This is a genomic window from Paenibacillus paeoniae, assembly GCF_003388735.1.
In the GTDB taxonomy this organism is placed as follows: Bacteria; Bacillota; Bacilli; order Paenibacillales; family Paenibacillaceae; genus Pristimantibacillus; species Pristimantibacillus paeoniae.
The window spans coordinates 1,956,104-1,969,951 of the sequence record NZ_QUBQ01000001.1 but is presented as its reverse complement, the minus strand read 5'-3'; the positions used below and the strand labels follow the sequence as shown (position 1 = coordinate 1,969,951).

Annotated in this window: 10 protein-coding genes; 9 read left to right on the top strand and 1 reads right to left on the bottom strand. The window is 51.3% G+C overall.

Annotated features, from left to right (window positions below):
- Nucleotides 1–8: 8 nt before the first annotated feature.
- Nucleotides 9–548, bottom strand: coding sequence for a 1,2-dihydroxy-3-keto-5-methylthiopentene dioxygenase (locus DX130_RS09010; RefSeq protein ID WP_116044529.1), 540 nt, complete (start codon nucleotides 546–548; stop codon nucleotides 9–11).
- 201 nt (nucleotides 549–749) lie between these two features.
- Here DX130_RS09010 and metH point away from each other — a divergent pair, with 201 nt between their 5' ends.
- The 9 genes from metH to DX130_RS08965 all read left to right on the top strand — a co-directional run bounded on the left by metH (nucleotide 750) and on the right by DX130_RS08965 (nucleotide 13,831).
- Nucleotides 750–4,130 carry a methionine synthase gene (gene metH, locus DX130_RS09005; RefSeq protein ID WP_420818515.1) on the top strand — a complete coding sequence of 1,127 codons (3,381 nt, stop codon included), beginning with the start codon at nucleotides 750–752 and terminating at the stop codon, nucleotides 4,128–4,130.
- Nucleotides 4,131–4,241: 111 nt separating this feature from the next.
- Nucleotides 4,242–5,210 carry a ribonuclease Z gene (rnz, locus tag DX130_RS09000; protein ID WP_116044524.1) on the top strand — a complete coding sequence of 323 codons (969 nt, stop codon included), beginning with the start codon at nucleotides 4,242–4,244 and terminating at the stop codon, nucleotides 5,208–5,210.
- A 118-nt stretch (nucleotides 5,211–5,328) separates the two neighbouring features.
- Complete coding sequence (locus tag DX130_RS08995) at nucleotides 5,329–7,611, top strand: DEAD/DEAH box helicase (protein WP_116044523.1); 2,283 nt, start codon at nucleotides 5,329–5,331, stop codon at nucleotides 7,609–7,611.
- A complete protein-coding gene (locus DX130_RS08990) occupies nucleotides 7,608–8,927 on the top strand; it encodes a ribonuclease H-like domain-containing protein (RefSeq protein WP_116044521.1) in 1,320 nt (439 codons plus the stop codon). The genes DX130_RS08995 and DX130_RS08990 overlap by 4 nt, the downstream gene beginning before the upstream one ends.
- The gene (locus DX130_RS08985) at nucleotides 8,924–9,733 is read left to right on the top strand and encodes a TIGR01457 family HAD-type hydrolase (protein WP_116044519.1); all 810 of its coding nucleotides are present in this window, start codon (nucleotides 8,924–8,926) and stop codon (nucleotides 9,731–9,733) included. Before DX130_RS08990 ends, DX130_RS08985 begins: the two co-directional genes overlap by 4 nt.
- A gap of 46 nt (nucleotides 9,734–9,779) precedes the next feature.
- A complete protein-coding gene (locus DX130_RS08980) occupies nucleotides 9,780–10,598 on the top strand; it encodes an Fpg/Nei family DNA glycosylase (RefSeq protein ID WP_116044517.1) in 819 nt (272 codons plus the stop codon).
- 37 nt (nucleotides 10,599–10,635) lie between these two features.
- Nucleotides 10,636–10,980 carry a cyclic-phosphate processing receiver domain-containing protein gene (locus DX130_RS08975; RefSeq protein WP_116044515.1) on the top strand — a complete coding sequence of 115 codons (345 nt, stop codon included), beginning with the start codon at nucleotides 10,636–10,638 and terminating at the stop codon, nucleotides 10,978–10,980.
- A gap of 48 nt (nucleotides 10,981–11,028) precedes the next feature.
- On the top strand, nucleotides 11,029–12,048 hold the full coding sequence (locus DX130_RS08970; RefSeq protein WP_206098780.1) for an SAM-dependent methyltransferase: 1,020 nt from the start codon (nucleotides 11,029–11,031) through the stop codon (nucleotides 12,046–12,048).
- 160 nt (nucleotides 12,049–12,208) lie between these two features.
- Nucleotides 12,209–13,831 (top strand): serine/threonine protein kinase, encoded by a 1,623-nt coding sequence (locus DX130_RS08965; RefSeq protein ID WP_116044513.1) that lies wholly within the window; start codon nucleotides 12,209–12,211, stop codon nucleotides 13,829–13,831.
- Nucleotides 13,832–13,848 lie beyond the last annotated feature (17 nt).

Below are 13,848 nucleotides of genomic sequence, written 5' to 3'. Positions count from 1 at the left end.
CTATGATCTTACTTAGAGAACGTAGCGTCTGCGAACGGATGGGCGATCCAGCCTTCTGTCTCGATGAAGAGTCGGACTGCTACGATTTGACGATTTTCCATAAGTGTGAAGAAATGCGCTTTATGCTCCGGTACGGAGATGACGTCGCCAGCTTCCAGTTCAACGTCGAAGTAACCGACATCGTCTGTTCCTTTTATAATAAAGATGCCTCGTCCTGCTGTAATGGCACGGACTTCATCTTCCGTATGTGTATGGACGTTTTCGAATTTTTTCAGCAGCTCGTCAAGATTCGGAGTTGCATCGGACAATGAGATGATGTCCCATGTTTTATAACCGCGGCGAGCAGCCAAGTCGTTGATATCATCTTCATACGTTTTTAATATTTCAGCTTTTTCCTCATCGGAAAGCACAAATTTATTTTGTAGCTCCTCGGATAGCTTGCTAGGATCCCAATGCTCGTATAGCACCTCTTGGCCCTCCAGAAAAGCGCGGACGTTTTCTTCACCTTTAATGCGTTCCTCAGTATTGCGAATGCGAATTTCAGCCATTCCATTCCCTCTTTTCCAATAGAAATTAAATGATATAATGATTATAATTCAAATCGGTGGGATTGTCGATGGAAGTTCCTTTTCAGTATTAGGCGATTCTGTTAAACTATTTGGTAATGATTTTGGGAAGGGTGTAGCACATTGTCGAGACAGAACTTAGAACAATTGCTCAAGGAGCGAATCCTCATCCTGGATGGCGCGATGGGCACGATGATTCAGCAAGCCAATTTGACGGAAGAGGACTTTGGAGGCGCAGAGCTGGATGGCTGCAACGAGATGCTTGTGCTGACGAGACCCGACGTTATTTCATTGATACATGAGCAATACCTGGAAGCAGGGGCCGATATTTTGGAGACTAATACGTTCGGTGCTACCAGTGTCGTTCTGGCCGACTATGATATTCCGGAGAAGGCGCGTGAGATTAATCTCGCGGCTGCACGGCTTGCACGCGAAGCAGCGGACAAATTCAGTACGCCCGATAGGCCAAGATTCGTAGCGGGTGCGCTAGGGCCAACGACCAAGACGTTATCTGTAACTGGCGGCGTAACGTTCGACGAACTGGTTGAGAGCTATTATGAGCAGGCGCTGGCTCTTATTGAAGCGGATGTAGACGCCCTCCTCCTGGAGACATCCCAAGATACGCTGAACGTGAAAGCTGGAAGCATTGGCATTCGCAACGCATTCGATACGCTGGGCAAAGAGCTGCCGATTATGATTTCCGGCACGATTGAGCCGATGGGCACGACGCTAGCCGGCCAAACGATCGAATCTTTTTATATTTCGCTGGAGCACTTGAAGCCTATATCTATCGGTCTTAACTGTGCGACTGGCCCGGAATTTATGCGCGACCACATTCGTACGCTTAGCGAGATCGCGAATTCCGCGGTTAGCTGCTATCCGAACGCAGGCTTGCCGGATGAGAACGGCAACTATCATGAGTCTCCGGAATCGCTTGCGCTGAAGATGTCCGCGTTTGCAGAGCAAGGATGGCTGAACATTGCTGGCGGCTGCTGCGGAACAACGCCGGAACACATTCGCGCTATGGCGGAGACCATGGCGAAGTTTCCACCAAGAACAAAGCTTGGCGAACATCCAGACGCGGTATCCGGCATTGATACGGTATTTATTGAAGCGGAGAATCGTCCCATTATGATTGGCGAGAGAACGAATATCTCCGGCTCGCGCAAGTTCAAGCGGCTTATTAAGGAAGAGAAGTTCGACGAAGCGTCAGAGATTGCCAGATCTCAGGTAAAGGGCGGGGCTCATGTCATTGACATTAACCTCCAAGATACCGATATTGACGAGGCATTCGCCGTTCACAGCTTCCTTCCACAGGTCGTAAAGAAGATTAAAGCGCCCATCATGCTCGATTCCACTTACGATCATATTATTGAGCTGGGACTCAAATATTCGCAAGGAAAAGCGATTATCAACTCCATCAACTTGGAGGATGGAGAATCCAAATTCGAACAAATCGTGCCGCTGATCCACCGCTATGGCGCTGCGGTCGTCATGATTCTTATAGATGAACGTGGACAAGCTGTGTCTCGTGAGGCGAAGCTGGAAGTCGCCGACCGCTCGTACAAGCTTCTCGTGGAGAAGTACGGCCTTAATCCGTCAGATATTATATTTGACCCTAATATGTTCCCGGTGGGCTCCGGCGATCCGCAGTATATCGGGTCGGCGGTGGAGACGCTGGAAGGCATTCGCATGATTAAGGAAAAGTATCCGAGAACAAAGACGATTCTTGGCCTCAGTAATATTTCCTTTGGCTTGCCGGATGCAGGCCGCGAGGTACTCAATTCCGTCTACTTGTACCACGCTACAAAAGCGGGATTGGATTACGCAATCGTCAATACGGAGAAGCTGGAGAGATACGCTTCTATTCCAGAGGAAGAGCGCAGGCTGGCGGAAGAGCTGATCTACAATACGAATGACGATACGCTTGCAGCATTTGTCGCAGCATTCCGCAACAAGAAGGTTGAGAAGAAGGAAAAGATTTCGAACCTTACGCTGGAGGAGCGGCTAGCTTCTTATGTCGTGGAAGGTACGAAGGAAGGCCTGGTTCCTGACTTGGATGAGGCGCGTAAGAAGTATGCCCCGCTTGAGATTATTAACGGCCCGCTGATGAGAGGGATGGAAGAGGTCGGCCGCTTGTTTAACAACAACGAGCTGATCGTAGCAGAGGTGCTGCAAAGCGCGGAGGTCATGAAGGCATCCGTTACCCATCTGGAACAATTCATGGAGAAGTCAGAATCGTCGGTCAAGGGCAAGATCATACTTGCAACCGTCAAAGGCGACGTGCATGATATCGGCAAAAACCTGGTGGAGATTATCCTCTCCAACAACGGATATAAAATTATTAATCTCGGGATTAAAGTACCGCCTGAGCAATTGATCGAAGCATACCGCAACGAAAAGGCGGATGCCATCGGCTTGTCTGGCTTGCTTGTAAAGTCGGCTCAGCAGATGGTCATAACAGCACAAGACTTGCGCAATGCGGGCATTGATGCCCCTATTATGGTTGGCGGCGCCGCGCTTACCCGGAAGTTCACGAAAACAAGAATTGGTCCGGAGTATGACGGTCTGGTCCTCTATGCAAAGGATGCGATGGACGGTCTGGACATTGCCAATAAGCTGATGGATCAAGAGCATCGTGTAAGGCTGGAGGAAGAGCTTGCAGCGTACAAAGCCGCTGGAGCGGGCCTGGAAGAGGAAGCAAAGCCGATGCCGCAGCTTACGCGCGCTGTCCGGTCCAAGATTGATCCTAATGCTCCTGTATTTGCTCCGCCAGATGTGGAACGCCACATTTTGAGAGATGTGCCTGTCCCGCATATCGTGCCATACGTCAATATGCAGATGCTGCTCGGTCATCATCTCGGTCTGAAAGGGACGGTCGAGAAGCTGCTTGCTGAAGGCAACGAAAAGGCGATTCAACTAAAGGAAACGGTAGAAGAGATATTGAAGGAAGGCACGGCGGAGGGATATTTGAGAGCTAACGCGATGTATCGCTTCTTCCCGGCTCAATCATCGGGCAATGACGTCATCATTTATGACCCTGAGCAGCCAGGCAAGGAAATCAAGCGATTCACGTTTCCGCGTCAGCAAGTAGAGCCGTATCTCTGTTTGGCAGACTTCCTGAAATCGGTGGACAGCGGAGTGATGGACTATGTCGGTTTCCTTGTCGTAACGGCGGGGCAAGGCATTCGTGATCTGGCTAATGATTGGAAGGACAGGGGCGACTACTTGCGGTCCCACGCCCTTCAATCGGTGGCGCTGGAAGTTGCGGAAGGGCTCGCAGAGCGCGTTCACCATCGGATGCGCGACTTGTGCGGCTACCCTGATCCGGCAGAGATGACGATGAAGCAGCGTCTTGGAGCTCGCTATCAAGGCATCCGTGTTTCCTTCGGCTACCCGGCTTGTCCGAATCTGGAGGATCAGGGCCCATTGTTCGAGCTGTTGAATCCTGAAGATATTGGCGTTGAGCTGACTGACGGTTTTATGATGGAGCCGGAGGCATCCGTATCAGCGATGGTATTCGCCCATCCGGAAGCGCAATACTTCAACGTCGAGAAAGTATAATCCCATTGTGTAAGAGCCTTTCGTATTTGGATCTCATATGCCGAATACGAAGGGCTCCTTTCTCATTCGAGATGGCTGTGCTAGGAAGTTATAAAGAGCGAGGTGCTGACTATGAAAATGTGGTTTTTGGGTACGGGAGCAGGACGGCCGAATAAACATCGCAATGTGACGGCTATCGCCCTTCAACTGCCGGAGCCGGAGACGGGATGGTGGCTGTTCGATTGCGGGGAAGCAACGCAGCATCAACTGATGTATGTGCCGCTGAAGCTGAGCAAGCTGGAGAAGATCTTCATTACCCATCTTCACGGCGACCATCTATACGGATTGCCGGGATTGCTAAGCAGCAGATCGTTTGATGGCGGCGTAACACCGCTAGCCGTGTATGGCCCCATTGGACTGAAAGCCTATATAGATACTGTATTCTCCCTAACCGAAACGGCTTTGGATTACGAGATCGTCATTCATGAGCTGGAAGAAGAAAAACAAGGTATCATCTATGAAGATGGGCGACTTCGAGTGGAAGCGGGTCCGCTTGTACATCGGGTGCCTTGCTTTGGCTATCGAGTGGAGGAAAGCGATACAACGGGACCGCTACTGGCGGATAAGGCACGCGCGCTCGGTGTACGATCAGGCCCTTTGTTCGGCAAGCTCAAGGCCGGGGAAGCGGTTACGCTGGAGGACGGAACGGTCATTACGCCTGAATCCGTGACAGATGGCGTGCTTAGAGGGCGGATCGTAACTGTACTTGGCGATACCAGCCCGTGCGAGATGGCGGTGCTTCTTGGCAAAAACGCAGATCTCATCGTTCATGAGGCCACCTTTGCGGCAGGACTGGAAGAGAAGGCGCATGAATTTGGTCATAGTACAACCATAGAAGCAGCTCGTACCGCGCAGCTAGCTGGAGCGAAGCAAGTTGCACTGACACACTTTAGTGGAAGATACAGCAACGATGAGCTGTCGCAGCTAGTGGCTGAAGCGACTGCCGTATTCCCCCATGCAATCGCCGCAACGGATTTGAGTATGGTGAAAATTGATCGAGTGCATGAGCGCAGGGCGGGACAGGACGAAATAAGCTCCTGAAAATGACATTGCCGAGCGAACATGTATTCTGTACAATAAAGATCGAATCTGTGATTCATTAGATATAAGCTTATTTTTACATAGTAGTACAGCTAGGCTAGGGGGAGGAGTGAGCGCAATGAATCGCTGGACGGGGAGAGCGGAGAATCTGGAGGAATGGCTCGGCCAATTGAAGGCGAATGAGTCGGTTATGGAAAATGTTACGCATTGGCGTACTTTGCCTCCGCGCGAGGCCAGTTTTGCTCCGTTGCCGAAGGATCTTCATCCCGCTTGGCGCGATGCTCTTCGCAAACGTGGAATTGAAAAGCTCTATTCGCACCAAGCTGCTGCGTATGAAGCTGTAAGGAGAGGCAGTCATGTTGTAGCTGTGACACCAACCGCTTCAGGGAAGACATTATGCTACAACCTGCCGGTCGTTCAAAGCATGCTTCTTCAAGAGGAGGGGCGGGCACTCTACTTGTTCCCTACCAAAGCGCTGGCTCAGGATCAGGTGGCGGAATTGCAAGTGCTGGCCGATTTGATGGACAGCGGCATCAAGACTCATACCTATGACGGCGATACGCCGCCAACGGTGCGAAACGCTATCCGCAATAGCGGTCATATCGTTGTGACGAACCCGGACATGCTGCATTCCGCTATTCTTCCTCATCATACAAAGTGGGTTAAGCTGTTCGAAAATATAAAATACATTGTCATAGATGAAGTGCATGCCTATCGGGGGATATTCGGCAGCCACGTCGCAAACGTCATTCGGCGCCTGAAGCGAATTTGCCGGTTTTACGGTTCTAATCCGCAGTTCATATGCGCATCCGCAACGATTGATAATCCCAGAGAGCACGCGGAACGTCTGATCGGCGAGAAGGTAGAGCTTGTTGACAACAATGGCGCACCGATGGGCGAAAAACATTTTGTGCTATACAACCCGCCTGTCGTTAACAAGCAGCTTGGCATTCGCCGCAGCAGCGTGCTGGAGACGCAGAAGCTGGCCGCAATGCTGCTGAAGCAAGGCGTGCAGACGATTGTGTTCGCGAGGAGCCGTGTGCGTGTCGAGCTGCTGCTCACTTATTTGCAGGAGTTGATCCGGGACAAGCTGGATGGCAAGACGATAAGAGGCTACCGGGGCGGATACTTGCCGAAGCTGCGCCGCGAGATTGAGAAGGGACTTCGCACCGGTGAGATTCGTGGTGTAGTCAGTACGAATGCGCTGGAGCTTGGCATCGATATCGGTCAGCTTCAAGCCTGTGTACTGAATGGCTATCCGGGTACAATCGCCAGCACCTGGCAGCAATCGGGAAGAGCCGGTCGACGGATGGAGAGCTCGGTTACATTTCTCGTAGCGAGCAGCAACCCGCTGGACCAATATATGATCCAGAATCCGGACTTTTTCTTCGGCCATCCGCCTGAACGAGCCCTTATTCATCCGGACAATTTGCTCGTCCTCATTGATCATGTGAAGTGTGCGGCATACGAGCTTCCTTTTCGGGCGGGAGAGAGGTTCGGCTCGGAGTCGCTTGAGGATATGATGGAGTTTTTGGTGGAGGAGAAGGTGCTTCACAAAGCGGGCGACCGCTGGTTCTGGATGGAGCAATCGTTCCCGGCACACAATATCTCGCTGCGCTCCGCCGCTCAAGAAAATTTCATTATCGTCGATATGACTCATGATAATCGTGTTCTTGGTGAAGTGGATCGTTTCAGCGCACCGACGCTGATTCACGAAGAGGCCATTTATATCCATGAAGGGATCCAGTTTCAGGTAGAGAAGCTGGATTACCCCGAGAAAAAAGCTTATGTGAGGCAAGTGGATGTCGATTACTATACGGATGCCAACCTGGCAGTGGAACTGAAGGTGCTGCATGTCGACAAGGAGAAGCTAACTGGCGATCTGCTCAGGCAATACGGCGAGGTTACGGTGAATGCGAAGGCCACTATTTTCAAAAAAATCCGCCTGCGCTCTCATGAAAATATCGGCTCCGGTCCAATCCATCTGCCGGAGGAAGAGCTGCATACTTGCGGCTATTGGTTCTCGTTCAGCGAGGAAGCGGCAGCTCGCAAGAGCAAAAACGAAATGCAATTCGCCTTGCTTGGCATTGCCAATGTACTCGTACATATCGCGCCGCTCTATCTGATGTGCGATCCCTTCGATATTCGAGTCGTGCCGCAGGTCAAAGCCGTACATACGCAGCGACCAACGATTTATTTCTATGACCGTTATCCCGGCGGGGTCGGCTTAAGCGAGCGATTGTTCGAAGTCCATGACGAGTTGATTGCTCATGCGAAGTCGATGATTACATCTTGCAGCTGCCTAAGCGGCTGCCCTGCATGTGTCGGCCCAATCGAAGAGGTAGGGCTGCTTGGCAAGCAGCAGGCGTTAGAGCTGCTGCAGGAAGCGGGTGCTCGATGAGCGGCTTGCGTGACAGAATGAACCGGTTAAGGGCAACAACAGGAGAAGTGCATCCTCCAGATCCAGATAAGGAAAAGGAGGGCCGTCAAGCCGTCCATCCGGTCACAATGGAAGATTCGGATGGCGATGAGTCTCTTCATCCTGGATGGTCAACGTTTGGCGTAGAGCTTCGGCGCAATGAATCGGGCTCGTATCTTGTGAGGAGAAGCGTTTATCCGCTGGATCATCGCCATGGCACACATGCAGTCGGGGAATTAATCGGAGCGTCGTCAGGACTGTCCGCTTTCCATCCGGAAGCCGGAGAGCCGACGCCTGAATCCATCTTGTACCTCGATCTGGAGACGACCGGTCTTGGCGTCGGCACTGGGAACGTACCTTTTATGATCGGGATAGGGTATATGAGCGGGAATTCCTTTGTTGTGGAGCAGACGCTGATCCGGCATCCCGCCGAAGAGTTCGCCATGCTATATGATTTACAGAAAAAGCTTCGCAATTATACGTATCTGGCTACATATAATGGTAAGACATTCGATTGGCCGCTTGTGCAGAACCGCATGATCATGAATGCGCTAAGGCTTGCGGAATGGACGCCGCTTCATCTTGATTTCTTGCATCCGTCACGTTCGGTTTGGAGAAATACGCTGACTTCCTGCAAGCTGAGCCATATTGAAGAAGAGCGGCTAGGCATTACTAGATTGGATGATGTGCCGGGTTCTCTTGCTCCTCAGCTCTATTTTCAATACTTGGCAGAAGGGGACCCAGCTCCTCTGGAAGGGGTATTTCGTCATAATGAAAGTGATCTCTTGTCGCTCGCTTGCTTGTCTATCCGGTTCGGCTGGCTGCTGCAGGAGCAAATCTTTGAGCGCATTCCTTATCCGGAGGAAGCGGAGGAGCTTGTGCGAACCGGCTTATGGCTGAATCGTATGGGCGGAAGCGTCCTTCCGGAGGTGCTGTTCAACCGTGCCATGAACAACAATCATGCCGCTTCGTCATCTTTGCTTAAGCTGGCGGCTAGCGATAAGAAAGCTGGAAATTGGGAGCGGGCTGTGTTATTGTGGCAGAAAGCCATTGTGCAAGCTGGAGAGCGCTCCCATAAGGATAAGCTGGAGGCTTGTATTGAGCTTGCTATGTATCATGAGCATCGTACAAAACAAGTGGAATCTGCGCTCGCATTTGCACTCCAAGCTATGGCTTGCATAGAGCAATTGAATCTCTATGGAGGTCGTGATCACAAGCATAGGGCGGAGCAGGACAGCATTCGTAATCGCGTGTCCAGGCTGCGGCGCAAGCTAGACAGAAGAGGGATGGTACGATGACCGAAACGCGAATTCGCTTAGGCGGATTGCTTATCGATCTGGACGGAACGCTGTATCACGGCTCCAGTCGAATAGATGGGGCGGATCGCCTTATCGCATATGTGAATGAAATGAAATTGCCTTATCAATACGTGACGAATAACTCGACATCGACAGCAGAGGAAGTAGCCGAGCGACTAACGGGGATGGGCATACCTGCAAAGGCTTCGGATGTGTGTACGTCAGCACAGGCCGCTGCCAGCTATGTCGCTGAGCTTGCTCCGGGCGCCTCGGTCTATGTGATTGGCGAGAGTGGCTTGCGAGTCGCTATGCAGGAGGCTGGCTGTCAATTAACAGAGGATGAACAACCGGCGTTTGTTGTTCAAGGAATAGACCGTTCCATGACCTATGAACGAATGGCCAAGGCTGTCCGCTACATAAGGGCTGGTGCCGTTTATATCATGACGAATCCAGATTTGCTGCTCCCCACAACGGAAGGTTTCATTCCAGGCGCGGGTTCCATTGGCGCGATGCTGCAAGCAGCGAGCGGACGGGAGCCGATTATTATAGGCAAACCGTCATCTATACTTATGAATTATTCGCTCCAGCGACTCGGCGTGCCCTCTGAAGAAACATGGGTCGTCGGAGATAATATCGCAACAGATATTGCGGCAGGCAAAGCTGCGGGTTGCGAGACTGTGCTTGTATTGACAGGACTTACTAATGCGGATAATCTGGATCATTACACGAATACGGCCGGCTGCAAGCCGGATCGGATATGCGTCACGTTGGAAGACTTAAGAGATGAAATGGCAAGCCATTTATAGCAGTCTTGAATTGTAAACAGCATGTGCAGGGAGGATTAGAGCCTAGATGCAGGAATTGCCGGAGTTGGACATTTACCGGGCTATGTTAGCTGAACGCTATGCGGGAGCCCTTATTACAGCAATGACCATTCATCAGCAAGAGATGGATGAAGCCGTTAAAATTGAACTTGGCGAACATGTAGTTGGAACAACCATTTGGTTCGTCGAACGCAGAGCACAGCATCTCGTATTCCATCTGGACAACGGGAAGCGGCTGCTTGCATACGTACCGAACGAAGCTCATGCTTATTGCGGATATGGGGAAGAAGAGCCCGATGCCACGGCATCTGTAACGTTTCGTTTTGGGGAACGTTATTTGACGTTCTATGGCTTGCAAAGGGACGATCTGAAGCTGATGTCGGTGAAAGGCCTGGAGGCTTACATGAAGGGACGCGGCATCGATCCGCTGGATAAAAGACTGACGTTAGCCCGCTTTGTGAACCGGTTCGCCAAGAAAAGAAGTACGCTCAAAACAGCATTAATGGATGAAGGACTGTTGTCCGGTATTGGCGTCGTCTATGCGGATGAGATCGCCTTTGCCGCCCGCATCAGGCCAGATGCGAAGCTTGCTTCATTGGACGATGATGCTTGGGAGAGTCTGTATCATGCGATGGGCAGCGTATTGCGCGACTCCATCTCGCATGGCGGGGCAGGGGATAAGCCGTTTTTTGAGGGAGATATTTTGACGGGCGGCTTTGCGGAGCGCCTCCAGGTTTATAGACGTGATGGTGAAGCATGCTCTCGCTGCGGCGGTACCATTCAGAAAATAACAGCCGGCAACCGAAAATCATTCGCGTGCACGGCCTGTCAGGAAAACTGCGAGTAACAGCACATTGGAGAGAACAACGGATGGAGGGTCCCCGATGATTCATGTTTATTTGGATGACTTCCGCAATTGTCCGCACGGATTCGTACTTGCCAAAACAGCGGAAGAATGCAAGCTGCTTATAGACGACGAGGCCATTGATATTTTGTCGCTGGACTATGATCTGGGTTGGGGACAGCCTACAGGCTACGAAGTCGTACGCCATCTGATTGAGAATCGAAAATTCCCTCGCCGTATCTACTTGCACACGTCCAGCGCACCGGGAAAACAGCAAATGTATCATCATTTGGCGGAGTATTTGCCGGAAGATGTCCTGTTGTACGGGGGGCCTATGCCTCAGCAGCTGCTGGACGAAGTGTTGGCGGCATCACGCCGATCATGACCTTAATTCGGCATACTATTACATCATAATGAAAGAGGCTTAGCCATCGTGAGTCAATGGATCGGAACAGCGAATCAAACTTATGCTCCTTATGCAATGGAGGAGCTGCGAAGAATTATTCCGGGAGCAAGCTTTACGCTGCTTGCAGCAGGAGAAGTGTTCCTGATGAATTGCGCGCTGGAGCAAGCGGAAGCGCTAGAGGCTGTTCATCGGGAGGAGCCTATATTCCTGCGACATATCCAGCCTGTGGATCGGACCATGGATATTGATGGAAGCGCAACTGATTTGCAAGGGTTGGCGGATATGATTCGCAACGCACGCCTTAGCTTTGAAGAAAAGCGGACGGCTGTTCATATTAGAAGAAATGCCCATACTTCCTTTCATTATTCGGCTTCGGATACGAAGGCGCTGCTCGATGCCGTGCTGGAGGAATTGGGTGCGGAACCCGTCGTGCAGGGGCCAGAGATAATCATCTCTATCTATGCGGCAGGGGACAAGCTGTACGTCGGTTTCGGCACACCGAAGGAGATGTTGTCGGATTGGCCGGGCGGAGCCATTCGGTTCCAGCGTGAAGAGGGACAAGTCTCCAGAGCCAAGTTCAAGCTGCTTGAAGCGGAGATCGCCTTTGGACTCCGATACGCGGACTACAGACATGCGCTGGACGTAGGCGCAGCTCCAGGCGGCTGGACATCCTTGTTGCTGGAGCGCGGACTTCGCGTGACGGCGATCGATCCGGCAGAGATGCATCCGTCCCTGCTTGTGAGCCCTGTGCTTACGCACATCAAGCGCAACGCTGCAGAAGCCAAGCTGCCCAAAGAAGCTTTCGATCTGCTCGTCTGCGATATGAGCTGGAGTCCGATGCTGATGAGCAAGCTTGTCCTGGATTTGAGAAGCTCACTGGCACCAGGAGCTACTGCGGTAGTAACAGTCAAGCTTATGCACCGCAAGCCGATGCAGACGATTCGGGAAGTGAAGGAACGTCTCGGTACGGCATTTATCGTGCTAAAGGCCAAGCAGCTCTTTCATAATCGAGAAGAGATTACGCTTTATCTACGAAGTAAGGAATAAGTTCACTTGCGTGTCACCATTGTGACTGAAATCACACCTATGCTATAATAGCGACAATAACATCCATATTTGAATTGGGAAAGCATCCCGAAAAACACTTGCCGAGGGCAGGTGATTTCGTGATGCTTTTTTTCGTTTGGGGAGAGAGGGAGTCAATAGAATGGAAAAGTTGGAATCAGGTAGTCAAATATTGAAAAGCGGCACAATTGTCGAAGGGCGATACCGTGTCATTCGTGTTATCGGTCAAGGCGGCATGGGAGTCGTCTATGCGGTAGAGGATATGAAGCTAGAAGGTACCGTTCGTGCGATGAAAATAACGTCAGGCAGCATGGGCGGGGGCATTTATTCGGAAGAAGCCCATATGCTCATGAAATTGAGTCATCCTTACTTGCCGCTAATCACCGATTACTTTCCGTCTCAAGAGGGGGAGGGTAGAGAGGTGCTGATTATGGATTATATTGACGGAGATACATTGGCAAGCATGTTGTCTCAATCGATGAGCGGGTTCACTTTCCCTGAATTGATTCATATTGGCTTACAGCTATGCTCGGCGTTAATCTATCTGCATTCGCGACCTTCTGCCATCATACACCGGGATTTGAAACCGTCCAACGTGATGATAGATCGAGAAGGCAATATTAAGCTGATCGACTTCGGCATCTCCAGAAGGTACAAGGCTGGGCAGCATCAAGATACGGTGAAGCTTGGTACGATTGGCTTCGCCGCGCCGGAGCAGCGGGACGGGAGACAAAGCGACGTTCGGACAGATATATACGGTCTTGGCGCCTTACTATTTTATATCGCTTCTAATGGCATTCGAACCTATGACAGTGATTCGGACGGTTCCCGATTCATCAGTCCGCAGTTGCCCAAAGACTATCCTCCTTCATTCGGTATGGTACTGGAGCGAATGCTTCAGCCCTCCCCGTTGCATCGTTATCAATCGATGAATGAAGTAGAGCAAGCGTTGAAAGCCTTTTCTTCTCAAGCCGTTCTATTGGATGATCGACCCAAACGTTGGGATGTACATATGAATCGCTTAAAGCCGACGCTTGTGAGCGTCATCTCCATGTCGCCGGGTGCAGGCGCAACGATGCTGTCTATTACGCTGGCTATGATGCTGGGCCGCAGAGGCTGCTCCGTCACGGCAGCCGAATATTATGGCGTTCAGCCGGAGTGGGTGGAATTGCTTCCCGCAAGATCCAAGAGGGATCCTCATGACGAGAATGGCATTATCAGCTATACAGAGCTTTACAATCGAAGAAAGAAGGAGAGTAATCGGATTCATTGGTGCGTCGTTCCATCTCATCACCTGTCACCGAACGGACATGATCCTAGATTGTTCGAGCAGAAGCTGAGGCAATACGGCAGCGAAATCAACATTATTGATTTTTCCAGCAAGTGGCATGAGCCCGATGCTTTATATTGGTTGATGGAATCGATGCATGTGATCGCAGTAGGCGATCCCTTTATAGCGAAGTGGCAAGTGGACCAAGTTCAACGTCTGATCGAGCTTGGCGAAAAGCTTGGGGCAAACGGAGGAGCGTTGCACTGGGTTGCGAACAAGGACGTACGATTCCGTGCCAGGGCCGAATGGCTGTCCCTATTCCCCAATCCTCCAATATGTGCCATTCCACTGCTGCCGCAAGATGCGGTATTGAACTCGTTGTGGAGCAACAAGTGGATGACGGAAAATACAGTGTTGGACTACCGGCTCGGCAAGGCCATGTCCCCGCTGTGCGACGAATTAACTAAGGGAACCGAGCGTCGCGGGGAGGGTTGATTCTCTTGCAATTGGAC

Coding starts and splice junctions, on each gene's coding strand:
- DX130_RS09010 (WP_116044529.1), bottom strand. CDS start 548: ATGGCTGAAATTCGCATTCGCAATACTGAGGAACGCATTAAAGGTGAA.
- metH (WP_420818515.1), top strand. CDS start 750: ATGGGCACGATGATTCAGCAAGCCAATTTGACGGAAGAGGACTTTGGA.
- rnz (WP_116044524.1), top strand. CDS start 4,242: ATGAAAATGTGGTTTTTGGGTACGGGAGCAGGACGGCCGAATAAACAT.
- DX130_RS08995 (WP_116044523.1), top strand. CDS start 5,329: ATGAATCGCTGGACGGGGAGAGCGGAGAATCTGGAGGAATGGCTCGGC.
- DX130_RS08990 (WP_116044521.1), top strand. CDS start 7,608: ATGAGCGGCTTGCGTGACAGAATGAACCGGTTAAGGGCAACAACAGGA.
- DX130_RS08985 (WP_116044519.1), top strand. CDS start 8,924: ATGACCGAAACGCGAATTCGCTTAGGCGGATTGCTTATCGATCTGGAC.
- DX130_RS08980 (WP_116044517.1), top strand. CDS start 9,780: ATGCAGGAATTGCCGGAGTTGGACATTTACCGGGCTATGTTAGCTGAA.
- DX130_RS08975 (WP_116044515.1), top strand. CDS start 10,636: ATGATTCATGTTTATTTGGATGACTTCCGCAATTGTCCGCACGGATTC.
- DX130_RS08965 (WP_116044513.1), top strand. CDS start 12,209: ATGGAAAAGTTGGAATCAGGTAGTCAAATATTGAAAAGCGGCACAATT.